Consider the following 24,575-nt stretch of genomic DNA (forward strand, 5'->3'; position numbering starts at 1 on the left):
ATACAGGTGAAGTGTTAAGACCAGGTCAAGCTAATATGTTAAATTTGTAAAGTTTCATCATCCGCAATGAATTGGATGTCTTCCGAGCTGATGCTCATATACCGGTAGCCGTCCTCGTCCCGCTTTTTCAATGCTTTTTCCTTATAAAATTTCGGGCTTCCCGCGCCGGCGTCTTCGTCGTAGACGAGCACAATGCCGTCCGTTTTGCGCAGCAGCAGATCGTCTCTGGCCGAGAGCTGCCAACCCCCGCTGTACGGCTGATTGCTGACCGACCCGTAATAATCGACCCCTTTTAAAATTTGGTGAAAATATTCTTGTTTATCTTCCTTCCACTTTTCTTCCGGGCTGCGGTAAGCCGAAATAATGGACAGCTTCAATTGGGGATACTGCTGTTTTAAGGCGATGACGGTCTCGCACGCCCACAGGTCGACCCCGTACTGGCCCGGCGTGACGACCCATTCCAATCCTTCTTCGATCAGCGGGATCAATTTGGCGGCGATCGCCTTTTGAATGTAGACAATCCCTTTATGGTTCCGGCTGAAAATGTTCATCTCATGCGCGCGGTAACCGGTCACGAGCAGGTTTTTCATTTTTGATCAAATCCTTTGCAGAATCTTTCAAGGTAGAATCCGGCTGCTGTAAAACGGCAATTGAACGCTTATCCAACCCGCTATCGATAAGGTACAAATACGGATAAATAGCTTACGAACCGAGTCATCGTTATTTGTACTTATTGAACCTGTTCCAAGATCTAACGAACCGTAGATTCATTATTCGATTCATATCGACTCGGTTGGGTTGTTTTTTGATGAAATAATGATTGTAGGGTTCGTTATCGCTCAAGAAGTCTCATTATTCCTGAAATAACGGTTTTACGATTCTTTAGGTCCGTTTCAGAAGGCGAAGGCTCGGAGGAAGAGCTGCTCCCACCCCGAAAGCCGCGGACTTTTTTGTCCGCAGCTAACAGTTTATCGTATCGATGCGAGAAAGTATACCGGGTACGGCAAGCTTGGAATGCAGTCATTCGGTCCTGCCGTGCTTGGAATTGATAACCAGATTCCCATCAACGGCTGCCTCGGCCGATACCATTGCCGAAGTAAATGCCCCTCTAACTCTGCTCGCCAATCTGCTGAGGCATCGATATCTGCACATCAAGAAGCTGAACCGAGCCCTGGCCCCGGTTCACAATCGTTAGAAGCGGGAGGGCGGACGGACGCTCCGACTCCGTCGCAGCAAGAAGCAGTTCGCCCGCCTTTAACAAGCATGTTCCGCCGCCATCGCCGCCAATTCCGATCTCCAAATCCCCGTCCGCCGCATACAAAACCCGGGACAGCCGGGTCACTCCTTTTTGAGAAGAAAGCGGAGCTGCCAGGGAGATTTCCTCGCGGGGAGGAATGTCCAGGCAGATTAGCTCCGCGTTACACTCTTCCGCAAATATAAGATTGAAGTTAGTCACCAGCCCGCTGCTAACCGTGCGCCATTCGCCCTCGAAGCGGTCCTGCCGGAAAGGCTTCAGCATGCTGTGATGACGGCCTTCGTGATCGAGCTCAAGCTCGCCCTTCAGGACCATCAGGATGCGGCGGAACCCGGGCAGCGGGGTAAAAACGGACTGCTGCGTTTCAATCGTCGCCGTGCTTAGTCTCCACATAAAGTTTCGGGCCGCATAATCCGCCGTTTCCGGATAGATGGCGAGCTGCGTCGTCGTCCCTCCGCTCCACATGTCGGTTGAGAGGCTTTCTTGTCCGATATGCACCCATGATTGTCCACGCATCTTCTGTCATCATCCTCTTCCTCGTCTTCCTGTTCGTCAAAGCAGTGTGCTTATCAAAATCCAAACCCGCTTTTTCCCGTCCTTCATGCGGTTCTCTCTATTATAACGATTCGCGATTGGAAATCTACAAGATGCCTTTCGAAGAAGGGATACCGGTCATGCCCGGCTCAATCCCGGCCGCTTCCCGGAGCGCTCTGCCGAGTGCCTTAAAAATCGCCTCGATCATATGATGCGTGTTATGACCATAATGAACGATGACGTGAAGCGTGATCCGCCCCTCAAGCGCCAGCTTCCACAAAAATTCCCGTACCAGCTCCGTTTGAAAACGGCCCGTCTGCATGGAAGGATATTCCGCCCTGTATTCCAGATGCGGCCGGTTGCTCACGTCGATGACGACCTGCGCCAGTGTTTCGTCCATCGGAACAAAAGCGTTGCCGTAACGCCGGATTCCTTTTTTGTCGCCTAAAGCTTGCCTGAGACATCCGCCCAGCACGATCGCGATATCCTCCACCGTATGATGGTCGTCGATTTCGATATCCCCGTTGGCATGGACGTCCAGATCGAACTTGCCGTGAACGGCGAACAAGTGCAGCATATGGTCGAGAAAAGGTACGCCTGTTTGCAAGTTGCACTGCCCCGTGCCGTCAAGCGAAAAAGAGATGCGGATATCGGTTTCTCCGGTTGTACGGCTGATCGCCGCTTGTCTTACGGTTGCTTCGTTCATCGTCATTCTCCTCTTTTGGATAAAATGGATCGAAAAAAAAGAAAGCCCCAAAGGGCAAATCCGAGTGGATTTTCCCTCTGCAAAGCTTTCTTCTATTAACTGGTAACTAAATAAAAGCTTCCTCTGATCAATTCTGGATTTCAGGGATGGGCGGCCGCGTGCAGAATACAGCCAATCCATTTGGCCACGTTCAAATCCGCAGCTCCCTACTCCGTCCGGGTGACAAACCGGTAAGCGAGCAGCGCGTACACTTTTGCGGCTTGCAGCACCTCATCAAGCGGCACATATTCGTCAGGAGCGTGCGCGACGTCGATGCTCCCCGGTCCGAACAGCACCGAAGGAATGCCGGCGGCTGCGAGCATTTCCACCTCGGCGTAGCCGTTAAAGCCGGTGAATTCGGGCTTTCTCCCTGTTGCGTCCTGAAGCGCTCCTGAAAGCCCGCGCACAACAGCTTCCGATTCGTCCACCGACCAATTGTTAAGCGGCTGCTTCAGCGTCAGCTCCGCCCCGATGCCTTCCGCCTCATTCACCCGCTCCGTCAGGTCGCGGATTTCCCGCTCGGCCTCAGCGATTGATTCCGTCGGCATCACCTGCCGGTCGAATTCCATTTCGCAAGCGTCGGGTACGAGCGTCACGCCGACGCCCCCTTGAATCTTCCCGACGTTAACGGTGGGGTAGCGGAGAACGGGCTCGTCCATGCGGTCCTTTAACGAGTTGTTGTACAGCCGCAGCGCCTCCAAGTAACGGCCCATTTTGTAGATCGCATTGTCGCCCGCAAACGCGATGCCGGCATGCGCGCTGCGTCCGGTCGTGCGCACCGAAAATTCGAGCGACCCTTTCAAGCGATTGCCGATCTTAAGGCCCGTCGGTTCGGAGACGTATGCCATGACGCAGCCGGCAAGCTTTTGTTCCGCCAGCAGCGCGTTCGTCCCTTTGAAGTACACTTCCTCATCGATTACGGCGGCGAACATCAGGCTCCGCTCTAGCGCAGCTCCGCTTTGCTTCACCGCTATTACAGCCGCTATCATTGCAACCAGCCCGGCCTTCATGTCCGAGGAGCCGAGCCCGTACAGCCGTCCGTCCCGGATAACTGCGCTCCAAGGATCGTCCCGCCACAGCTTCGCGTTTCCCGCCGGAACGGTGTCCATATGGCCGTTGAACAGCAGCTTATCCGGTCGCTTCCCTTCGAGTACGGCAATCACGTTAAACCGCTCGCCTTCCACCGGCTGCAGCTCCACCTGACAGCCTGCCGCTTCCAGCGCTTCGGCGACGACCCGGCCAACGGCCCGCTCGCGGCCCGGCGGATTCTCACTGTTGATCCGGACGAGCCGCTGCAGCAAAGCGGTCAGCTCACCGGCGTCGATAAGTTCCAGCAGCGCCTGTTCTTCCGCAGTCAGCATGACGTGCCTCCTGTCCTAGTGTTCTTCTGAATGATCAAATCAGGAAGCAGCCTACTTCCCGGACTCTCCGGTTTTTCTCGGTTTAGTCTGCAAGCGAAATTCACGCGCAGCGGCCTACCATCCGCCCTTTAAAGAAGTGCGGCGATTTAGCAGCGGAGCGGGCGGGGTTGAATCTGGAGAAGCGTTAGCTACAAGCTTTCTGGAAGAAAGCGGACTTCATAAGCATATGCTTCGCTTTTGTCCCCGGATTCCACCCTTATCAAGGGTTATCGAATCAAAGGAATCCGGGGACGGAGGCGATCGTAAGATCAAACCCGCCCGCGCAGCGCCCACCTTTTTCACCGCACACTTTCATAATACTCCCAGTTAGCACCCACATGCTCCGGCTTATGAGCATCGGAGCCGTATACCGTCTCGATCCCGTTCTCGCGGCACAGCCGGATAAACCACTCCGGCGCATAAGCGCTGCCGCAGGTCGGAACGCGCAGCCCGGCAACGTTGACATCGACGCCGATCCCGGCTTCTTTCAGCAGCGGCACGAGTCTTTCCAGCCGCCGGCGGATGAGCGCTTCGTCGATGGCGGGAAGCACTTGCGAGAACTTGGTGATGAGCAGCGGATGCCCGATCCGTTTGCGCATCGGCAGCTTCGCCGCCCAGGCGATCGACATTTCGATATGGTCGAAATAGGCTTCCGCAGCGCGGTCCATCGAGCCGTAGTAAGGAAGCAGCGTTTCCCTGAAATCATCGGCGGTAAAATCGACACAGCGCATGCCGCCGATGCCGGGAAGATAATGGACGGAAACGACGACATCTTCCAGCACATCCATATACGGTTCCAGCATTGCATCGGAAAAGGCTTCGTTCCCGTACAGATAATCCATCTCCAGCCCGACCGTAATCTCGATCCGGTCCGCATACCGCTCTTTTGCTTCACGTACATATTCAAAATACTCCGGCAGCTCGGCCATCGGCATCGCAAGCTCGGCCATCAGCGCCGGGTCCACTACCCATTCGTCCGGCAGCGGCGGGTGCTCCGTCACCGAATACCGCGTAAACCCAAGCTCGATGGCGCGCTCCACATATTCGGACAGCTCCGCCGGATTGCCGTGATAACAGAAGCGGGTGTGCGTATGTCCATCCCATTTGAGCGTCATCCGCTTCCCTCCTTTTTGTCAGTCGTTAATGTGAACATGTTCCTTCTTTGCGCCAAATTGGCTGCCGAAGCGGCGATAAACCCTCCAAGCAGACCGACCGCCATCGCCAGCAAAAAACGAGGAGCATCATTGCTCAGCAGCAAAGCGGCGTAGGACGGCACGTAAGCGGTCGACTTCAAGCCGAATTGCCCGGCAATCATCCCCACCAGACCGGAAGAGACGATTGCGCCGGCTTGAACGAATTTATTTTCCTTCATGTAGCGGTAGGAGGCCTCGATAAACGTACCGAAACCGATATTCATCCAAAGCGGCCGCAGAAGCGGTTTGCGCTCTTCCGGCGCTGCCGGAAAGGCAATCCGGGCGAGCAATATCCCCGCGGAAACCATGACCAGCCCTGCCATATCGAGCGCCCCGAAAAAGCTGTTGCCCTCCTTCTCCATCTCCAGCAAAATGAGCGGAAGCACCGTCGCGTGATACCATCCGCGCATAATCGCCGGCCACATGAGAAGGCCGAAGCCGAGGCCGATCACTGCGGGATTCAGCTGCAGCAGCGCCTCCAGCGCTTGACGGATGCCGTTAGCCGCAGCGGTTGTAAGCGGCCCGAGCGCGAATAGAATGAGCAGGCCGGGCGCAAGGCCGGACAATGCGCCGGCGGTAATGTTGACCGTCGTAGCGGGAAAATTGCGCTGCGTGCACAGCCGGAACGTCCAAGGCGCGAGCCAGCCGGCGGCAAGACCGGCAATGATGGCGCCGATAATGCCGCCCGGAACGGACAGCAAACCGGCGGTGACGCCCGCGATCAGCGTCACTTCGCCGAGATCGGCCACTTTCCGCGCGGCAAGCGCGGCCAGGATGACCGGCGGCAGCGCCGACAGGATGAGAACCGCATCTTGCAGCCCGCTTAGAAAAGGGAGCTTCGCGAGCGACATGATGACGAGCACGGCGATAAAAGCGGGCATCGACGACGTCATAATGCCGCTGATCTTTACCCGTTTCCAGCCACTGCCGCTGCTCCCGCCGATCCCGCCGTCCCCCGACGCCATCCGGTACGGCAGCTTCCAATAGCGGCTGAGCGCCATCGCATACGATACGGCGCGGGTCAAATTGGTCGTGCCCGTCGTGCCGGAAAAAGCGATCACGTTCGCTCCCTTGCTTTTTACCGTTGCCATCGAAGTGCCGCCCGTGCCCACAACCGGCAGCTGGCGCCTAGCCGCCGCTTCGACCGCCCGGCGGTTCGCGCCGCTCGGATCGGCGCTCATCAGGATCAGGCCGTCGATCTCGCCTTCTTCAATCATCCGGGCAATCTCTTCATCAAGTGCCGCCGCTTCGCGGTTTATCTCAGCCAGAGTGCCGCCAGCCAACCGCTCAAAGCCTTCCGACGCCGCGTTCCACCCATACATCGCAGCGGGCGTCGAGCCCTTCAGATGGTCCATGGACCCTTCGGCGGCAATGAATTGAACGGCCTGCACGGTGATGTCCGCCGCGCGGCACTGGGTCTGAATCTCGCGGAGCAGACTGACCGGATCGCTGCCGCCCGAGTGGAACAAATTACCGCCGCTGCTGCCCAGCACCGCCACTTTTTTGGTCATGGCCATCCTCCTCAAGTTTTTGCGGAGCAAAAACACTTCATAAGCATAAGCTTTGCTAAGCGTATGTACGAAGCGATTTTTTGAAAATACCTGCATTCGTACATCATTTTCCTTATTATTTAACCTCCAGGAAAAAATTGATGCGGATATACATTTTTTGCCGGTCCAATTTCGGTTCAGACAAGTAAAGCCGGGAATACCTGCGCAATTGCAAGCTTTCCCTCCGGATAGGCGATTTCGATCGATAATAACTGCACATTTGCAGTTACGCTCAAGTAGAAATCTTCATGCAGCCTTTCGCCGATCGCGAAGACGACGTGCCGGGCGGTTTCGCCTCTAGCCGTTCGCCGCTGGCCACAGCTTACCGAGGCGTTCGAGCCGCCCTTCCGCGCGCTCGTCCTTATTGATCCAAACGCGCTTATCGGCGCCTTCGAGCAGCCGGTTCATGCCGGACCACCACAGAAACGGCGAACGCTTGTAAAACGCTTCGGTATCAAATGCAATATGACTCGTCAGCGTCACATTGTCAAGCGCGAGAAGCGGATGGCCGGGCGCGAGCGGCTCCGAATCGAACACATCGAGCGCCGCACCTGCAAGATGGCGCTCCTGCAGCGAAGCGGCCAGCGCTTCCATATCGATCAGACTGGCTCGCGCCGTATTGATCAAATAAGCGCCCGGCTTCATGCGGGCGAGCTCGTCCGCCCCGAGCAGCGGCGGGCTGCCTGCGCTATGCCTGGAGTGCAGGGAGACAATATCGCTGGTGGCGAGCCACTCGTCGAGTCCGACCGGATGCGCGCCGCTCTGAGCGATGGCTTCATCCGGCACGTACGGGTCGTACACTTGAACCCGGCAGCCGAAGCCGCCCAGCTTTTTCACGACGAGGCGGCCGATTTCGCCGAAACCGGCGAGACCAATCGTCAGCTCCCGCATTTCGGGAATGCGTCCCGTATTCGGGAATTCCTTCGGCCAGCCGCCGCCGCGGATGTCGGCGTGACAACGGGCGATATTGCGGATTTCGGCCAGCATCATGCCGATCGTAAAATCCGACACCGCCTCCGACGTCCGTCCAAGCGTGTGAATGACCGGGATGCCCAGCTCCCTCGCCCCTGCGGCATCGACGTTTTCATATCCGCCGCGCAGGACGCCGACGGCAAGCAGGTGCGGATGCCGGCGCAGCAGCGATGCGCTCACCGGACAAATATGAACGATGAGCAAATCCGCGTCCGCGAGGAGCGCGTCCAGCTCCTCCGGCGCCGGCAGCGCGTCGGCTCCTTCGCGCTCGAGCACAAGCAGCTGCTCATCCAGCTCATGCAGCGTCGCCGGTCCGAATCGGCACGGCACGACCTCCCAGCCCGATTCGGCAAGCGGCGCAAAACTTTCGGCCAAAAATTCGGGCGTCAGCAGCGCGTCGCCGACAACGACAACTTTCGGTTGATGTTCCATCCTGTTCACAAGCCTTTCCTATCGGTTCATTCGAGTGTTTGATTTGAATTACGTGTTTCGACGCATGGTTATGGATGCGTACGTTACTTAGATACGTGATTTGAGATACGTGACTTGAGATACGCTATACGACTTTCCAACTGCGTGAGTCCACTTGCGTTATTCGCCCCAATGTTCGACTTACGTTATTCAGCCTCCATCCGCTTGCGCACGGAAGCCTCCGCGTCCAGCCATGCCGAGTAATGTTTGTACGACTTGTCATACACTGCGGCAAACTCCCGCCTCGGGTGAATGACCACCCCCGGATGCGACCATGCGCGGACGGCTTCATCGACACCGGCGAACCGGCCGACCGCCGCGGCGGCCAGCATGGCGGCCCCGAGCGGGGTCGCTTCGCGGACGGGCGACAGCTCGAGCGGCCGCTGCAAAATATCGGCGAGCGACTGGCGCCAAACATCCGATGCGGTCGGTCCGCCCGCCATCACGATGCGCTCGAAGCGTATGCCGATTTCGGCATACGTATCCAAAATGCCGCGTATGCCGTAGCCCGTACTTTCCATCACCGACCGCACCATATGTCCTAAAGAGTGGTGCAGGCCCAGATTCGCAAACAGTCCGCGCGCATCCGGGTCCCAGCGCGGCGTGCCCGTACCGCTTAAGTTTGGCAGAAAAATCAGTCCGTCCGATCCGGGGCCGACATGCGCCGCGCTGTCGCTTAGATCGGCAAATCCGGCAGACGAGCCCGCAGCGGCAAGCATGTTACGCAGCCAGCTCATCGCGCCGCCGGTCAAATAGTGGGTGCCCATCATGAGCCACTGTGAAGGAAGCGCGGAAATATTGGTCATCATGCGGCCGTCGGCAAGCGGGGCGACTGTCGGCGCCATTACAAACGTGCCGGTGCCCAGATTGACCACGGCTTCTCCGGAGCGGCCGACGCCCATACCGAGCATCGCGCACGGCTGGTCCGACGCGGCGGCGACAACGGTGAGGCCTGCGGGCAGGCCGGTTTGCCGCTCGGCTTCCGGTCCAAGCGAGCCGACGACCGTTCCCGGCGGCACTACCTCGGGGAACAGCTCCACATCGACATTCAAATACGCGAGCATGTCTGCAGCGGGCTTGCGGGTGCGAATGTCCAAATGAAAAAAACAAGCGTTCGTTTCATCGGTGACGAAACGGCCGCATAGCTTGTCCAATATATAAGCGTCGACGGATGCGACCCGGCGGATGCGCTTGTAGAGCTCGGGAGAGCGACTGCGCAGCCACAGCAGCTTCGCCAGTCCCCAGCTGTCCGAGGGCGGAATGCCCGTCGTCTCGGTAAGCCAGCCGCTGCCCATACCTTCTTCCGCGCACCGGACCAGAAGCCGCTCGACCTCTTCCGTGCAGCGCGTGTCCATCCAGAGGAGCGCGGGAGCGACCGGCTGCCCGTCTTCGTCCAAAAAAACGCATGTGATTTGCTGATTGGTAATCGCGATCGCCTCGACCTGCGAGCCGTCATGCCCTTGCAGCAGCTCCCGAACCGTCCGGCACAGCCCGTCCCACCAAAGGGACGGATCGGTTTCGGCCGCGCCCGTTTCCGGGACGCTCAGTGGAATTTCCACCTGGCTGTCCGCCAAAACTGCCCCCGAATCGCAATCGTACAAATAACTTTTGACCGCGCTGGTGCTCAAATCCGTCACGACCATCGTTTTTTTCAACCGACCGGTTATCTTCATCTGATCCATCTTGTTCATCTGACCTGTTCTCTTCATCTCATGCGTTCCATTCATCTCATCGCCTCCGTCGTCCGGCTTCAGGCAAACAGAGCCTTTGAGATTTGATCGGTTTCGGTAAAAGCATCAACAAGGTTGGCCGCCGTGTACGCTTTGCCCATGCTGTGAATCGTTTCCTCCGGCTGCAGGGCGCGGCGGGCCGCAAGCGTAAGTCTTGCCCGCAGCTCTTTCCCTTCCGTATCCAGACCGACCCCCGCAAGTGAAAAAGGAAGCCCGATCGACCGGCAAAATTGCAAAAACCGCTCCGCCTCGCCGGTCTGCCCGAGCAGAACCGCCTGCACGGCGGTGCAGAAACCGACCTTCTCCCCATGCAGCAAATGGTGGCATTCGGCCAGCTCCGTCAAGCCGTCATGCAGCGAGTGCGCCGCGGCGAGCCCGCCGCTTTCAAAGCCGATGCCGCTGAGCAGCGTATTGGCCTCAACGACGCGTTCGAAAGCGCCGGTCAGCAGCCCGCGCTCCGCATCCTGCAGCGCCTGCACCCCGTCGCTGGCCAGAATGCGGTCGCACAGAACGGCGGCCGCCGTGCCCAGCTGGGTCGGATAGCGGCCGAGAATCGTCTTCCCGCCGCCATGCAAACAAGCGAGCGCCTCGGGACCGGTTGCGAGAGCGTCCCCCATGCCGGCGGCAAAATACCGCAGCGGCGCCCGCAATATTATTTCGGTATCGACGAGCACAAGCTCCGGATTGTGCGGATGGGTTTCGAGCTGCACGACCCGCCCCTCGTCATCGTAAATGACCGACAGAGCGGAGCAGGGCGCGTCGCTGGATGCGACCGTCGGCACGATAATGACCGGCAGACCGAGCCGGTAAGCGGCCGACTTGGCCGCGTCCAGCAGCTTGCCGCCGCCGATGCCGACGATGACGTCCGCCCGGTGCTCCGAGGTCTCTTGTCCGATCCGCCCGATTTCCGCGTTGCTGCACTCCCCGCCGAACGTGAGGAAGTGGGCGCTGAGACCCAGATCGTCCCACCGGCTCAGCCACGTTTTATCCAAACGGTTATAACCGCTCCCGGTAACGAGCAGCAGTACCCGCTTTCCGTATCTTGCGGCGCACTCGGGCAGCTCGCCGATCGTTCCTGCGCCTTGGCGGTATTGCGTCGGCATTATAATAAGGCGATCCTGTGCTTTTTCTTGGCTGTTACTCTGTGTCGTACTGATGGTGCACACCTCCTACGCTTGTCCCGTTACTATTTCGGCAAGCGCGGCGATAAACCTTTCGTTTTGTTCCGGACTGCCGACCGTCACCCGGATATGGTTCGGATAACCCCATCCTTTGCAGGGACGCACGATAAAACCGGCTCGCAGCAGCGACTCGACGATCGGAGCAGCCTCACGCTTCGTATCGGCAAACAGAAAATTCGAATAGGAATCGGGCACATCGAAGCCAAGCGCCGTCATTTCCCGCTGCAAATATTTCAGTCCGTCGCGGTTGGAGGCGAGAATGAAGTCGCGGTATTCGGTATCCTCGAGACTGGCGATCGCCGCGGCGACCGCCATCCGGCTGACCGGAAACGGCTCGCGCACGGCAAGCAGCGGAGCGAGCACTTCCGGCGGAGCAATCGCATAACCGATGCGCGCGGCGGCGAGTCCGTACAGTTTGGAAAACGTATGAACGGAAATGACGTTATATCCTTTTTTAATAAATTCAATGCCCTTCCGGTAGTCCCGAAGCTCCACGAATTCCACGTACGCTTCGTCCAGCACGACGACGACATGGCTTGGCACTTTGCGCAGAAACGATTCCAGCTCGCCGTCGCCCACTATCGTGCCGGTCGGGTTGTTCGGATTGCAAATATAGACCAGCTTTGTCCGTTCGTTAATGCTGCCGAGTATGCGGTCAAGGTCGAATTTGTGATCCCCGGTGAGCGGTATTTCGACCGGCACGGCGCCCATCATGACCGTGGAGGTTCGATAAACGGGAAACGTCGGCACGCAGTACACGACTTCGTCCCCGGCATTGATGTAGGCTTGTCCGATCAGCATGAGCACGTTGTCGGCGCCGTTGGAAATTAAAATTTGCGCGGAATCGACCCCGTACTGCTCCCCCAGCATGGCGCGCAGCTCGGCGCTTGTCGACTCGGGATACAAATGGCTTTCGGCTGCAGCCGCCTGCATCGCGGCGACCGCTTTCGGAGAAGGGCCGTACGGATTTTCGTTGGAAGCGAGCCGTGTAATTTCGCTCAGGCCGAACTGCTTTTTAACCTCTTCAATCGATTTGCCCGGAACGTAAGTTTGAAGCTTCATTACATCTTGGCGCCATAGCTCGGTTGACATGGAAATGCCTCCTAATATCCTATACGATTATGAAATCTTTGACCACTTTTCGAACAAAAGCTCGACCTTGCGGCCGATTTCGCGCTCGCTCACCGTGCGGATGCCGGTCTTGTCGAAGACGGAACGGCCGGCCACGACGACGTTCGTAATCGCCCCCGGCTGCATGGCGTACACCATGTTGGCGAACAGCTCATTTCTTGGGGCAAGCGATAAATCGTGCAGGTCGATTCCGTTAAAATCGGCACATTTCCCGGCTTCGAGCGTTCCCACCGGCAGCCGCAGCATGTGGCCGGCGTTTTCCGTCCCCATCCGGTACACCTGCCCGGCCGTGATGCACGTGCCGTCCAGACGGGCCACCTTCTGCAGCAGCGCACACATGCGCATTTCTTCGTAGACACTGATCCGGTTGTTGCTGCAGCCGCCGTCGGTGCCGAGCGCCACGTTGACGCCCGCCTTCACGAGGTCGGGAATGCGGGTGATCCCGTCGGCGAGAAACATATTGCTCGACGGGCAATAAGCGAGCGAGCCGCGGCGCGCTCCGATTAATTCTACTTCGGAATCGTCCAGCCATACAAGATGGATCGCGATCATCCGCTCGTCGAGAACGCCGAGCGAATCGAGATAATGAATCGGGCGAAGGCCGTAATCGCGCAGCGTCTCCTCCACCTCGAACATTTCCTCCGCCACATGAATATGGAACGGCGTATCGAGCTCGACGGCCAGACGGTGTCCGGCTTTAATCATCTCCGGCGAAGCCGCGTGCAGGCTGTGCGGAGCGGGATGAACCGTCACCATCGGATTGCCTTGGTATTTCTTCGCCAGCGCCCGCGTCCGCTCCACCGCATCCGGCACCGTTTCCCGGTAAGCGGGCGGAGCGCCGTCCCAGTCGTACATCGTGCGCGCAAAAACGAGGCGGATGCCAAGGTCTTTCGCCGCCTGAATGACAGCTTCGTCGTATGCGGTACCCCCGTTGTGTACATAAAAGAAATCGCTGACCGTCGTCACTCCGTAGCGGAGCATCTCGCCGAATGCCAGCAGCGCCCCGGTATAAACCGCTTCTTCGTCCAGCAGCGGCGTATATTTGTACAGCGCCTGATCGCGCCATTCGAGAAACGGCTTGTCGATCGCGATGCCGCGCAGCAGACTCTGAAAGGAATGGTTATGCGCATTGACCGTGCCGGGAACGATCGCCTGCCCTTCCCAGTGGACCCGGTCCGCATTCGGGTAACGGTGCAGCAAGTCTTCGGCGTCGCCCGTATCGGTGATCATTCCGTTTTCGACCAGCAATGCGCCTTGTTTTTGAAAAGCGCCGTTTAAATAGACATAATCGGCCAGGTACAGCTCCGCCATTACAAAATCCCCCTTAACTGTTGACCCATCGGCTGATTGCAAACCGCAAGCATGCCCCCAGCTTAAATATTCATCATTTATTTCAGCTCTTCATCCAGCGCCAAAATCGCATGCAGCAGCACATTGGCAACTTTCTCGATATCGTGAGTCCGGCTTTCCTCTTCGGGACAGTGGCTTTTTCCATCGAGGCTCGGCACAAACAGCATGCAGGAGCGGGTTAATGCCGCCATATGCGCGGCGTCGTGCCCGGCCATACTTCCTAGCGAAAAATGCGGGTAGCCAAGCAGCTCCGCCTGCTGCGCGCAGATGTCCTGCATGAGCGTATCCATCGACACCGGGTGCTGATCGAGCAGCAGCTTGCGCTCTACGCGCACCCCTCTTTGGATGCAAACGGCAGCCGTTCGCCGCTCCCACTCCTCAAGCGCTTCCTGGATTTCGGCGCGCGTTTTGCCGCGGATTTCCAGGTGGAACTGCACTTTGCCCGGGATAATGTTGGCGGCATTCGGATAATTGGCGATTTTGCCCACCGTGCCGACCGTCTCCGGCGCCGGATGCTCACGGCATACCGCTTCGAACGCCAGCATGATCTCCGAAGCGGCCATCAGCGCGTCGCAGCGGTCGTGCATCAATGTCGTGCCGGCATGATTCGCCACGCCCAGCACGGTCACTTCCTCGCGGTAAATGCCCGTTATCGCCGTCACGACCCCGACCGGAATATCACGTTCCAAGAGCCGCTTCCCCTGCTCGATATGAACCTCGAGAAAAGCGGCCAGTTCCTCGGGCCGGCGCCTTGCCTGCTCGTAGCGGGCGGGATCGCCGCCGGCGGCCGCAAGCGCGTTGGTCAGCAGCTCACCTTGATCGTTCGCGACGCCTTGCAGATCGCTGCGGCGCAGCTTGCCCGCAACGGTGCGGCTGCCGAAGGTCGACAGGCCGAACGGGTTCGGCTCCTCGGCGCTGAACGAGACCAACTCCAGCGGATGACGTGTAAGGATGCCGTTTTCCTCCAGCACCGCCATTACCTCCATCGCCAAAATGACGCCAAGCGCGCCGTCGTATTTGCCGCCGTTTGGCACCGTGTCGATGTGGGAGCCGAACGCGATAACGGGCAGCTTGTCGTTCTTTCCGTCGCGCCGCGCCCAGATGTTTGCCGCTTCGTCGACGCGCACGTCCAGATGCAGCTCTTCGCGCAGATTTGCTTTCAGCCAGTCGCGCGCGGCCAGCTCGGCCGGCGTAAACGTCGTCCGGTCCAGCCCGTCCGCCGCGTTAAGGCCAAAAGCGCCGAGCTCCTCAATCGTCCGCGCGATCCGGGCGGCGTTCACGCGCAGCTGCGCCACGGTTGTTTTTTCATTTTTTCCACGCTGCGTTATGCCTGGATCTGCTTTCGTCATGCATGCCCTCTCCTTCGTCATCCGTCTGCGTCTGCTCTTTTTTTACGCCGCCCAAGCGCACTCTCTGCGTCATGCGCCTGCCCCCTTTTCGTCGAGCCTGCACCTTTTTCCGTCATCCGTCCACCCTCTTGCCGTTCACGATCACGGGCCGGCCTTTTTTGATGACGGTATCGACGAGATTCACCGCGTAGTGGTACTGCAAATACATATAGTTGGGCGCGTCGAACAGAACGATATCCGCCTGCTTGCCGGCTTCGATGCTGCCGATCCGGTCGGCCCGGCCGATCGCATGGGCGGCGTTGATCGTACACGCCGTCAGCACCTCCGCGGGCGTCATCCGCATGCTCAGGCACGCCAAATTCATAATAAACGGCAGCGATTCGGTCGGGCAGGAGCCGGGATTGCGGTCCGTCGACAGCGCAACCGGCACCCCGGCTGCGATCATCGCCCTGGCGTTGGCCGGCTTCGTCATCAGGAAGAACGCCGTACCAGGCAGCAAAACAGCAATCACTCCCGCCTCCGCCATCGCCCGTATTCCTTCATCGGATGCACGCAGCAGATGCTCCGCCGAAACGGCGCCGATCTCGGCCGCCAGCTCCGCCCCGCCGTAAGGGACGATTTCATCGGCGTGGATTTTCGGCTTCAAGCCCCACTTTTTCCCCGCTTCCAAAATCGAGCGCGACTGCTCCGGCGTAAAAACGCCCTCCTCGCAAAACACGTCGCAATACTCGGCGAGCCTCTCCCGTGCGACCGCCGGAATCATCTCCTCCGTCACGAGCCTCACGAAAGCGCTCGGATCGCCTTTATATTCCGGCGGGACGGCGTGCGCACCCATGAAGGTCGATACCAGGTCGACCGGGTGCTCTTCATTCAAGACACGGGCGGCGCGCAGCTGCTTCAGCTCGTCCTCAAGCCGCAGACCGTAGCCGCTTTTCGCTTCGACCGTCGTCACCCCGTGGGCAAGAAAGCGGTCCAGCCGCTTTCTTGTCTCTTCCACGAGCTGCGCTTCAGAAGCCTCGCGCGTTCTCGCGGTCGAATAAAGAATGCCGCCGCCCGCATTCAAAATATCCATGTACGTCGCGCCCTTTAGCCGCAAATCCAGCTCGAATTCGCGCGATCCGGCGAACACGACGTGCGTATGCGGATCGACGAGCCCTGGCGTAACCAGCTTTCCGGAGGCATCGATCACCGTTACCTCATCGCCGTCTGCGGCTTTGCTGTCCACGTAATGCTGAGCCTCTTTGTCGCTTCCGACGAAGCGAATCGTCTCGCCTTCCAGCACGACGCCGCCGTTCTCGATCACATGCAGCTGCCCCATGTCGTCCCCTGTTTTAGGCGTATCGCTCGCGCCGGCTACCGTCACGACCTGGGAAGCGTTACGAATGTAGATCATCCCATTCACCCGCATCCGGATCAGCCGAGCATCGGCATCCGGATCCCTTTCTTCTTCGCGGTCTCGACCGCCAGCTCATAGCCGGCGTCCGCATGCCGGACGACGCCCATGCCCGGGTCACTCGTCAGCACGCGCTCCAGCCGTTCTTCTGCTTCCTTCGTGCCGTCGGCGACAACGACCATTCCCGCGTGCAGCGAGTAGCCCATGCCGACACCGCCGCCGTGATGCACGGAAACCCAGCTGGCTCCCGATGCGGTATTAACGAGCGCATTCAAAATCGGCCAGTCGGCGACCGCGTCGCTGCCGTCACGCATCGCTTCGGTTTCGCGGTTAGGGGACGCAACCGAGCCGGCGTCGAGATGGTCGCGGCCGATGACGATCGGCGCGGACAGCTCGCCGGAGGCGACCATGTCGTTGATGATTTTCCCGAACTGCGCCCGCTCGCCGTACCCGAGCCAGCAAATTCGCGAAGGCAGCCCTTGGAATGCGATTTTCTCCTGCGCCATCCGGATCCACTTGCACAGCGCTTCATTGTGGGGGAACGTCTTCAAGATCGCTTCGTCGGTTTTATAAATATCCTCCGGATTGCCCGACAGCGCCGCCCAGCGGAACGGTCCTTTGCCCTCGCAAAATTGCGGGCGGATATAAGCCGGTACAAAGCCCGGGAAATCGAACGCCGCGCCGACGCCTTCGTTATAAGCGACCTGGCGGATGTTGTTGCCGTAATCGAAGGCAATCGCACCCTGCCGCTTCATCTCCAGCATCGCTTCGACGTGAAGCGCCATGCTTCTTTTGGCCAGCTTCACATATTCCTCCGGATTGCTTTCGCGCTGCTTCGCTCCTTCCGCCAGCGTAAACCCGGCGGGCAAATAGCCGTTCAGCGGATCGTGGGCGGACGTCTGGTCCGTAATAATATCCGGAATAAAGCCGCGGGCGATCATCTCCGGCAGCACCTCGGCCGCGTTGCCGAGCAGGCCGATCGACAGCGGGCGTCCGTCTTCCTTCGCCTCCTGCGCCAACGAAATCGCGTCGTCCAGGCTTTCCACCAGCATGTCGCAGTAGCGGTCGCGAATCCGCTTCTCGATGCGGGTGCGGTCGGTCTCGATGCCGATCACGACGCCCTCGTTCATCGTAACCGCGAGCGGCTGCGCGCCGCCCATGCCTCCGAGACCGGCGGTGACGGTAATCGTCCCCTTCAGGCTGCCGCCGAAATGCTGTCTGGCGCATTCCGCGAACGTTTCGTACGTGCCCTGAACGATCCCCTGCGTACCGATATAAATCCAGCTTCCGGCCGTCATTTGCCCGTACATGATCAGCCCTTTCTTATCGAGCTCGTGGAAAGTATCCCAGTTCGCCCACGCCGGCACGAGGTTGGAGTTGGCAAGCAGCACGCGCGGCGCATCCTTGTGCGTACGGAAGACAGCCACCGGCTTGCCCGACTGCACAAGCAGCGTCTCGTTCTCCTCCAGCGTCTTCAGCGTCGCCACGATCGCATCGAAGCTTTCCCAGTTGCGCGCCGCTTTCCCGATTCCGCCGTACACGACGAGCTTATCCGGATGCTCGGCGACCTCCGGGTCCAGATTGTTCATCAGCATCCTGAGCGCGGCTTCCTGCACCCATCCCTTCGTGTTCAGCTCCGTGCCTCTTGGTGCGCGCACCACTCGGTTCGTCGTATTCATGCTCATCTCTCCATCCTCCTTAATTGTAACTGTGAAAAATCGTCGACTTCTTCAGTTGGCAACCACCGCGAGACACGGTGGATGTTCCAAGACGACTGTCGGCAAGCGGTTCTCCCGCACAGACCGATCTGCTTTTCCCCTCGAAAAAGGAAAGTAGAGCGGGCGGGTTTGAATCTGGAGAAGCGAAGCGGGCGCCTTTGTGGACGGATTCCAACCCTGCTAAGGGTTTATGGAATCAAGGAATCCGTCCACAACAGCGATCGGAAGATCAAACCCGCCTGTGCAGCGCTCCTTTTTCACAACTCCGCCAACTCCGCGAGCGAATCCGCCTGCTTCATCCACTCCGCGATCGTCTGAAAATCGTGCGACAGCACGCGGTCCTCGTCGACAAAAGCGACCCGCTCCCGGCAGCGGTCGTACAGCTTCTTCGTGCCGCTGCCGAGCAGCTGCGGGTCTCGGAAATCGAGCGCCTGCGCGGCGCTCAGCAGCTCAATCGCCAGCACCGAATAGGCGTTGTCGACGATCTGCCTCGCTTTGCGGGCGCCGATCGTGCCCATGCTGACATGATCCTCCTGGTTGCCGGAGGAAGGGATGGAGTCGACGCTGGCCGGATGGGCGAGCGACTTGTTCTCGGACACGACGGCAGCGGCCGCGTACTGGGCAATCATGAAGCCCGACTGCAACCCTCCGTTTTTCGTCAGAAACGGCGGCAGCCCTTCGTTCAAATGCGGATTGACGAGCCGCTCGATCCGCCGCTCGGAAATGTTTGCCAGCTCCGAGGCGCTGATCGACAGGTGGTCCATCGCCAGCGCGATCGGCTGTCCGTGGAAATTGCCGCCCGAAATGACCCGCTCTTCATCGGCAAAAATAAGCGGATTGTCGGTAGCCGAATTGATCTCGATTTCCAGCTTTTCCGCGATATACTCGAGCGCATCGCGGCTAGCGCCGTGAACCTGGGGCGCGCAGCGGAGCGAATAGGCGTCCTGCACCCGCCGCTCGCCCTGACGGGTCATCAGGCGGCTTCCGGTCGTGAGCTTCTTGATGTTCTCCGCCGACTTCCGCTGGCCCCGGTGCGGGCGGATTGCATGCGTTGCCGCATCGAATGCGTCCCGCACGCCGTAGAGCGCCTCGCAAGTGAGCGCTGCTGCGCAGTCGGCCCATTCGGCAAGCCGCTGCGCATCCCAGCAGGCGAGAACGCCGACGGCGGTCATCACCTGCGTGCCGTTGATCAGGGCGAGCCCCTCCTTCGCTTCAAGGGCAAGCGGCGTTATGCCCGCCAGCTCCATCGCCTTGCCGCCCGGCATGCGCACCCCTTGATAATACGCCTCGCCTTCGCCGAAGATGACGAGCGCCAGATGCGACAGCGGCGCCAAATCGCCGCTTGCGCCGAGCGAACCCTTCTCGGGAACGACGGGCGTCACGCCCCGGTTCAGCATGTCAATCATCAGCTGCACGACCTCCGGACGAATGCCCGAATAGCCGAGCGCAAGGGCGTTGATGCGGAGCAGCAGAATGGCTCTCACCACCTCTTCCGCAAACGGACTGCCGATGCCGCAGGCGTGGCTGCGGATCAGGTTGACCTGCAGCGCCTTCGCATCTTCTCCTGAAATATACGTGTCGCTGAATTTTCCGAAGCCCGTCGTCAGGCCGTACACGACCTTTTTCTCACTAAGAAGCTTCTCCACATATTGACGGGTACGCTGCATTTTGAGGGTGCTGTCCGCGTCGATTCCCACTTGGACTCCATGGCGCGCCACACCTACGACCTGCTCGATCGTTAAGGAATGTCCGTTCACGATAACCGGTTTTACGGCTGTATACTGCATATTTCCACCTGCTTTACGAGTAATGAAAAAAGCCCATACCTAATAAAGGTACCGGCTTCTAAATCACTAATCGCTAAATGGCCGCTGATTCGGTTGGGGTTGAAACTGTTAACTGTTGATCAAACGCCGGTCGTCTGCCTGCTACTCTTCTAACCGCAGCTCTACCGACCTGGCGTGGGCTTGCAATCCTTCGAAATGGGCGAGTGCGGCGATCTTGTGCCCGTTCTTCAACATGTCTGTGCCGCTGTAATGAATCAAACTTGTTTTCTTAATAAAATCATCCACTGAGAGCGGGGAGGAAAAACGCGCCGTTCGTCCCGTCGGCAGCACGTGGTTCGGACCGACAAAATAGTCGCCGATCGCCACCGGGCTGTTCTCGCCGATAAAGACGGCGCCGGCATGCTTTATTTTTCCAATATATGCAAACGGATCGGAAATAAACACTTCCAAATGCTCCGTAGCGAGCTCATTGACGATGTCAAACGCCTCTTCCAGATCGGCCGCCACACAAATCGCGCCCCAGCGGCGGATCGACTGCTCGGAAATCTCTTTGCGCGCCAGCTCCGGCAGCTGCTTCGCTACCTGCGCCTGCACGTCTTCGGCAAGCTTGGCGGACGTCGTCACCAGCACGCACGAAGCGAGCGGATCATGCTCCGCCTGCGCCAGCAGATCGGCCGCAATGTAAACCGGGTTCGCCGTTTCGTCGGCAAGAATGACCACTTCACTCGGACCGGCAATCATATCGATTGCCACATGGCCGAACACTTCCCGCTTGGCGGCGGCGACGAACGCGTTGCCCGGACCGGTGATTTTATCAACCCGGCGAATGGTCTGCGTACCGAACGCAAGCGCGGCGATCGCCTGCGCGCCTCCCGTCTTGTACACCTCGGTAATGCCGAGCTCGCGGGCGGCTGCCAGCACGGCGGCGTTCAGCTTGCCGTCTTTGCCCGGAGGCGTCGTCATGACGATTTCCGGCACCCCGGCGACGAGAGCCGGAATCGCGTTCATCAAGACCGAGCTCGGATAAGCGGCCGTTCCGCCGGGCACGTAAATGCCTACCCGCTCGAGCGGCCGGATGATTTGCCCCAGCATCGAGCCCGTTTCCGACGTTGTCGTCCACGACTGCCGCACTTGGCGCTGATGGTAATCGCGGATGTTGACGATCGCCTCGCGAATCGCTTCCAGCACGGCCGGATCGATCACCCGGTACGCTTCCTCGAACTCCTCCGGCTGCACCGCCAGTTCCGTCAGCTTCACCTTGTCGAATTTTTCGGTAAGGTCAAACAGGGCGGCGTCCCCTTCAAGCTTCACCCGCTCTATAATGTTCAGAACGGCTTCCCGGCGTTCCTGGCCATCCGCGCCCGAATTCCGGTCCACGTTCAATTGATTTCGCTCTACGATAGCTATCAAGCTTTTCACCCCGGAATCCTTCATTCTATGACTTGGTTTTTGTGACGCTAAGACATTCATTGAGCGGCGATGCTTGTTTGAGCAGCTAAGCCTTTGTTTTGAGCGACAAATTTTTCAAAGACTTTTGCCGTTCCAGCTCGGTTACGATTTCCCGTTTGTAATGAACGAATTGATCGGTCAGCTGGTCGTTCCAGTCCCTCGGCTTGCGCATTTCAATCGTCATTTCCTTCGCCACTCTGCCCGGATGGGCGCTCATCACGTAGACGCGGTCCGACAAATAGATCGCCTCGTCCACATCGTGCGTCACAAACAGCACGCCGCATTTCTCTTCCGTCCAGATGCGCATGAGCAGATCCTGCATATCTCTGCGCGTCTGCGCGTCAAGCGCGCCGAACGGCTCGTCCATCAGAAGCAGCTTCGGCCGGTAAACGAGCGCCCTGGCGATCGCCACCCGCTGCTGCATCCCGCCGGACATTTGCGCCGGATACGATTTCTCGAACCCTTTTAGCCCGACCAGCTCCAAAAAATGATACGCCATCTCTTTCTTCTCGGCTTTGCTCGGTCCGCTCACCTTCTTCAAGGCGAAAGCGACGTTTTCCCAGGCGTGCATCCACGGCAGCAGACTGTACTGCTGGAATACGACGCCGCGGTCTCTGCCGGCCCCATTGATCGGCTCGCCGTTCAGCAGCAGCTTGCCTTCCGTAATCGGGTCAAGCCCGGCCACCAGCCGCAGAAAAGTCGACTTGCCGCAGCCGGACGGACCGAGCAGCGAGACGAACTCTTCCTTCCGGATCGTCAGATCGACCTGGTCGAGGGCCGTCATTTCCTTGCCGCCGCTGACAAACGTCTTCGTTACTTTGCTTGCGACCAGCATGCTTTCTTTCAGCTCCGGTTGTTCGTTACGTACTTGAATAGCCATGATCCCACCTCATCCCTTCGCTTTTTCGAGCGCTTTCCAAGGGAACAGTTTTTTGTAAAGTCCGGCAAACAGCAGGTCCGTAATCAGTCCGAGCAGGCCGATGACGACGATGCCCAGTACGATGCGCTCAGTTGCTAAATACCGCTGCGCCTGCATAATGCGGAAGCCGAGGCCTTCCGAAGCGGCCACCAGCTCGGCCACGACGAGATACGTCCACGCCCAGCCCCATGTCGTCCGGAACGTGTCGACCATTCCGGGCAGCGCCGCGCGGAACACGATGCTTTTCATCACTTCGCCCTTCGAAAGCCCGAGCGTCTTGCCGACTTCGACCAGCGACTTGTTCACCGTCTTGCAGTTGTCGGCGATCATGATCACTTCCTGGAAGAAGACGCCGAGGAAAAGAATGAAAAACTTTTGCAGGTCGGACGTGCCGAACCACAAAATCGATAACGGAATGAATGCAACCGCCGGCATATAGCGGATCAATCCGATCAGCGGCTCCCAGATCGCCTGCCAAGTGCGCGAGGTGGCCATCATCATGCCGATCGGCACCGCAAAGATGGTCGAAATGAGGAAGCCCATCAAGATCCGGTAAAAGCTGACGGCAAGGTCTTCAAAAAAGATGCCTTCGCGGATCTCATCCACAAGCGCCTGCAGCGTGTCGCCCGGCGTCGGCAGAAACAGCTTGTCGATCGTGTTCGAATAAGTGAGATAAGCCCAAATCGCGAGCACGAGGAGGATGCTTGCTGCCGAGATCGCCGAATATTTCTTCATATGTTACCCTCGCCTCCTGTTCAAGTTCATACCCAGCATCTGAAAAAGCTGCATGTTAAATATGGTTGAAGCCGAAGCCGATCGCTTCGTGCTCGAAGCCTTTCTTCGGAGCGCCGATCGTGCCGTAAACGCAGACTCCGATCCACTCCCCTTCATGATTGACGGCGCCGGACATTTTACCGCGAACGATGGAGAAGGTCAGCCCTACGGTACGCAAAATGTCGCCGAACTGCACGACGCCGCGGCCGACGCTTTGGATCGCTTCAATAATCGCGTGGTAAATGGCGTGCACTTCGCGGTACGATTCGCCGTCGATGATCTGGTTGTTCTTGGCCGCAGTCTCGATCGCCGCCACGACCTTGATCAAATCCATCGCGCCCACTCGGCCGATCGTGAACCGGTAGCCGCCCTCCGTCAGCTGCTGCTCGATCGCTTTGCGCCATTCATGCTCCTGGAGCACCGCGAGCAGGATCGTCAGCTTGCCGATCGGAAAGTCGGCGCCGGAATGTTTGTCCACCGCTTTTTTGTCCATCGCTCATTTCGCTCCTTTCTGTTGTCTGCCTCATCCATGCGGCATGCCGAAAGCGGGCGGACAGCCTTCCGCTTTACTTGCATGTTATCAAATGCGCCGTTTCCCATACCGGACGGGAAACGGCGCTTTCCGCTTACTTAATTTGCAGCATCGACTTCAAATCGACCTGCTTCTTCAGCACCGTCTGGTTCGTCAGAATGCCTTGAATGTTCTCGGCCGCTTTCAACAGTTCGCCGGAATCGGCCATCTGCTGCTGATCCGCCACCGTGAAAAATTGAAGTCCCTCTAAAATAACCGGCAGCTCCTCTGCGGGAATGCCGCTTTTTTCCGCCAATATTTTATTGCCTTCCTCCTGATTCGCCTTCCAGTACGTCAGCGTTTCGTCCCATACCTTCTGCAGCTTGCCCTTCACGTCAGGGTGCTTGGAAAGGAACTCGGCGTCGATAACGGTCATATCGCTGATCAGTCCCGGGGAGTTCTCGCCGGAGTACAAAATCTTGACGTCGCCCTTGCTCTTAATCGTCGAAATGTAAGGCTCATACGTGACGGCGGCATCGACTTTGCCCGAAAGGAGCGCAAGGCCCGCGTCGGACGCCGGCATGTACACGAACGTGACCTCTTCCGGTTTAATGTTGTTTTCGGCGAGCGCCTGCCGGAATAACAGATCGGAGGTCGTACCTTCCTCGAACGCGACTTTTTTGCCTTTCAAATCGGCAACGCTGCCGATTTTGCTTGATGCGAGTACGGCATCCGCTTTTTCCGATTGATCGAGGAATACAATTCCCTTCAGCGCAAGATCGTTGTTGCCGACCATTTTGATTGCGGTATGCGTGGCAATGTTGGCGGCTTGGATGTTTTTGGATGCGAATGCGGCATTGATGTCCGCGTCCTGGTTAAAGTTTTCCACCGTTACATCAAGACCGTTTTTCTTGAAGATCCCTTGCTCGGCGGCAATCCACCAAGGTCCGTAGCCGATCCACGGCTCGACGCCCATTGTGAAGGAAATGGTTTCACTTTCGCTTGATGCGGAACCGCTGCTTTCATTCGTCTTCGTTGCACTTGCGCCCGTGTCGGCAGATCCGTTCTTGCTGCTTCCACATGCGGAAAGTGTTAATGCGGTCAGGCAAATAACGGCAAGCAGCATCCATTTCTTCTTCAACATACATCCACCCCATTAAGTA

Annotated in this window: 20 protein-coding genes; all 20 read right to left on the reverse strand. The window is 58.4% G+C overall.

Annotated features, from left to right (window positions below; all coding sequences use genetic code 11):
- Nucleotides 1-38 precede the first annotated feature (38 nt).
- The gene (locus tag VN24_RS05720) at nt 39-590 is read right to left on the reverse strand and encodes an SLOG family protein (RefSeq protein ID WP_045669605.1); all 552 of its coding nucleotides are present in this window, start codon (nt 588-590) and stop codon (nt 39-41) included.
- Nucleotides 591-1,108: 518 nt separating this feature from the next.
- Nucleotides 1,109-1,771 (reverse strand): HutD/Ves family protein, encoded by a 663-nt coding sequence (locus VN24_RS26195; RefSeq protein WP_052702810.1) that lies wholly within the window; start codon nt 1,769-1,771, stop codon nt 1,109-1,111.
- Nucleotides 1,772-1,895: 124 nt separating this feature from the next.
- Nucleotides 1,896-2,495: an imidazoleglycerol-phosphate dehydratase HisB gene (gene hisB, locus VN24_RS05730; protein ID WP_420798602.1), complete on the reverse strand. Its 600-nt coding sequence runs from the start codon at nt 2,493-2,495 to the stop codon at nt 1,896-1,898.
- 206 nt (nt 2,496-2,701) lie between these two features.
- Complete coding sequence (locus VN24_RS05735; RefSeq protein WP_045669607.1) at nt 2,702-3,895, reverse strand: M20 family metallopeptidase; 1,194 nt, start codon at nt 3,893-3,895, stop codon at nt 2,702-2,704.
- Nucleotides 3,896-4,233: 338 nt separating this feature from the next.
- Nucleotides 4,234-5,049: a histidinol-phosphatase HisJ gene (gene hisJ, locus VN24_RS05740; RefSeq protein WP_045669608.1), complete on the reverse strand. Its 816-nt coding sequence runs from the start codon at nt 5,047-5,049 to the stop codon at nt 4,234-4,236.
- The gene (locus VN24_RS05745) at nt 5,046-6,638 is read right to left on the reverse strand and encodes a PTS sugar transporter (RefSeq protein WP_045673014.1); all 1,593 of its coding nucleotides are present in this window, start codon (nt 6,636-6,638) and stop codon (nt 5,046-5,048) included. Before VN24_RS05745 ends, hisJ begins: the two co-directional genes overlap by 4 nt.
- A 336-nt stretch (nt 6,639-6,974) precedes the next feature.
- Nucleotides 6,975-8,081 carry an NAD(P)-dependent oxidoreductase gene (locus VN24_RS05750; protein WP_045669609.1) on the reverse strand — a complete coding sequence of 369 codons (1,107 nt, stop codon included), beginning with the start codon at nt 8,079-8,081 and terminating at the stop codon, nt 6,975-6,977.
- Between the two features lie 185 nt (nt 8,082-8,266).
- The gene (locus VN24_RS05755; RefSeq protein ID WP_045669610.1) at nt 8,267-9,847 is read right to left on the reverse strand and encodes a xylulokinase; all 1,581 of its coding nucleotides are present in this window, start codon (nt 9,845-9,847) and stop codon (nt 8,267-8,269) included.
- Nucleotides 9,848-9,870: 23 nt separating this feature from the next.
- A complete protein-coding gene (locus tag VN24_RS05760) occupies nt 9,871-11,016 on the reverse strand; it encodes a glycerol dehydrogenase (RefSeq protein WP_274520420.1) in 1,146 nt (381 codons plus the stop codon).
- A gap of 3 nt (nt 11,017-11,019) precedes the next feature.
- Nucleotides 11,020-12,123, reverse strand: coding sequence for a histidinol-phosphate transaminase (gene hisC / locus VN24_RS05765; protein ID WP_045669612.1), 1,104 nt, complete (start codon nt 12,121-12,123; stop codon nt 11,020-11,022).
- A 27-nt stretch (nt 12,124-12,150) separates the two neighbouring features.
- A complete protein-coding gene (locus tag VN24_RS05770; protein ID WP_045669613.1) occupies nt 12,151-13,473 on the reverse strand; it encodes an amidohydrolase family protein in 1,323 nt (440 codons plus the stop codon).
- A 77-nt stretch (nt 13,474-13,550) separates the two neighbouring features.
- Nucleotides 13,551-14,861: a Zn-dependent hydrolase gene (locus VN24_RS05775; protein WP_193790098.1), complete on the reverse strand. Its 1,311-nt coding sequence runs from the start codon at nt 14,859-14,861 to the stop codon at nt 13,551-13,553.
- A 112-nt stretch (nt 14,862-14,973) separates the two neighbouring features.
- A complete protein-coding gene (gene hutI, locus VN24_RS05780) occupies nt 14,974-16,254 on the reverse strand; it encodes an imidazolonepropionase (RefSeq protein ID WP_420798603.1) in 1,281 nt (426 codons plus the stop codon).
- A gap of 20 nt (nt 16,255-16,274) precedes the next feature.
- Nucleotides 16,275-17,939 (reverse strand): urocanate hydratase, encoded by a 1,665-nt coding sequence (gene hutU / locus VN24_RS05785; protein WP_148505198.1) that lies wholly within the window; start codon nt 17,937-17,939, stop codon nt 16,275-16,277.
- 290 nt (nt 17,940-18,229) lie between these two features.
- Complete coding sequence (gene hutH / locus VN24_RS05790; protein ID WP_045669615.1) at nt 18,230-19,759, reverse strand: histidine ammonia-lyase; 1,530 nt, start codon at nt 19,757-19,759, stop codon at nt 18,230-18,232.
- Nucleotides 19,760-19,900: 141 nt separating this feature from the next.
- A complete protein-coding gene (gene hisD, locus VN24_RS05795) occupies nt 19,901-21,166 on the reverse strand; it encodes a histidinol dehydrogenase (RefSeq protein WP_045673017.1) in 1,266 nt (421 codons plus the stop codon).
- An 88-nt stretch (nt 21,167-21,254) separates the two neighbouring features.
- Nucleotides 21,255-22,088, reverse strand: coding sequence for an ABC transporter ATP-binding protein (locus VN24_RS05800; RefSeq protein ID WP_045669616.1), 834 nt, complete (start codon nt 22,086-22,088; stop codon nt 21,255-21,257).
- 9 nt (nt 22,089-22,097) lie between these two features.
- A complete protein-coding gene (locus VN24_RS05805; RefSeq protein ID WP_045669617.1) occupies nt 22,098-22,862 on the reverse strand; it encodes an ABC transporter permease in 765 nt (254 codons plus the stop codon).
- A gap of 55 nt (nt 22,863-22,917) precedes the next feature.
- Nucleotides 22,918-23,394 carry a histidine utilization transcription antiterminator HutP gene (gene hutP, locus VN24_RS05810; RefSeq protein ID WP_045669618.1) on the reverse strand — a complete coding sequence of 159 codons (477 nt, stop codon included), beginning with the start codon at nt 23,392-23,394 and terminating at the stop codon, nt 22,918-22,920.
- A gap of 133 nt (nt 23,395-23,527) precedes the next feature.
- Nucleotides 23,528-24,556 (reverse strand): ABC transporter substrate-binding protein, encoded by a 1,029-nt coding sequence (locus VN24_RS05815; protein ID WP_045669619.1) that lies wholly within the window; start codon nt 24,554-24,556, stop codon nt 23,528-23,530.
- Between the last annotated feature and the right edge of the window lie 19 nt (nt 24,557-24,575).

This window comes from Paenibacillus beijingensis (assembly GCF_000961095.1).
GTDB classification, from domain to species: Bacteria; Bacillota; Bacilli; order Paenibacillales; family Paenibacillaceae; genus Paenibacillus_O; species Paenibacillus_O beijingensis.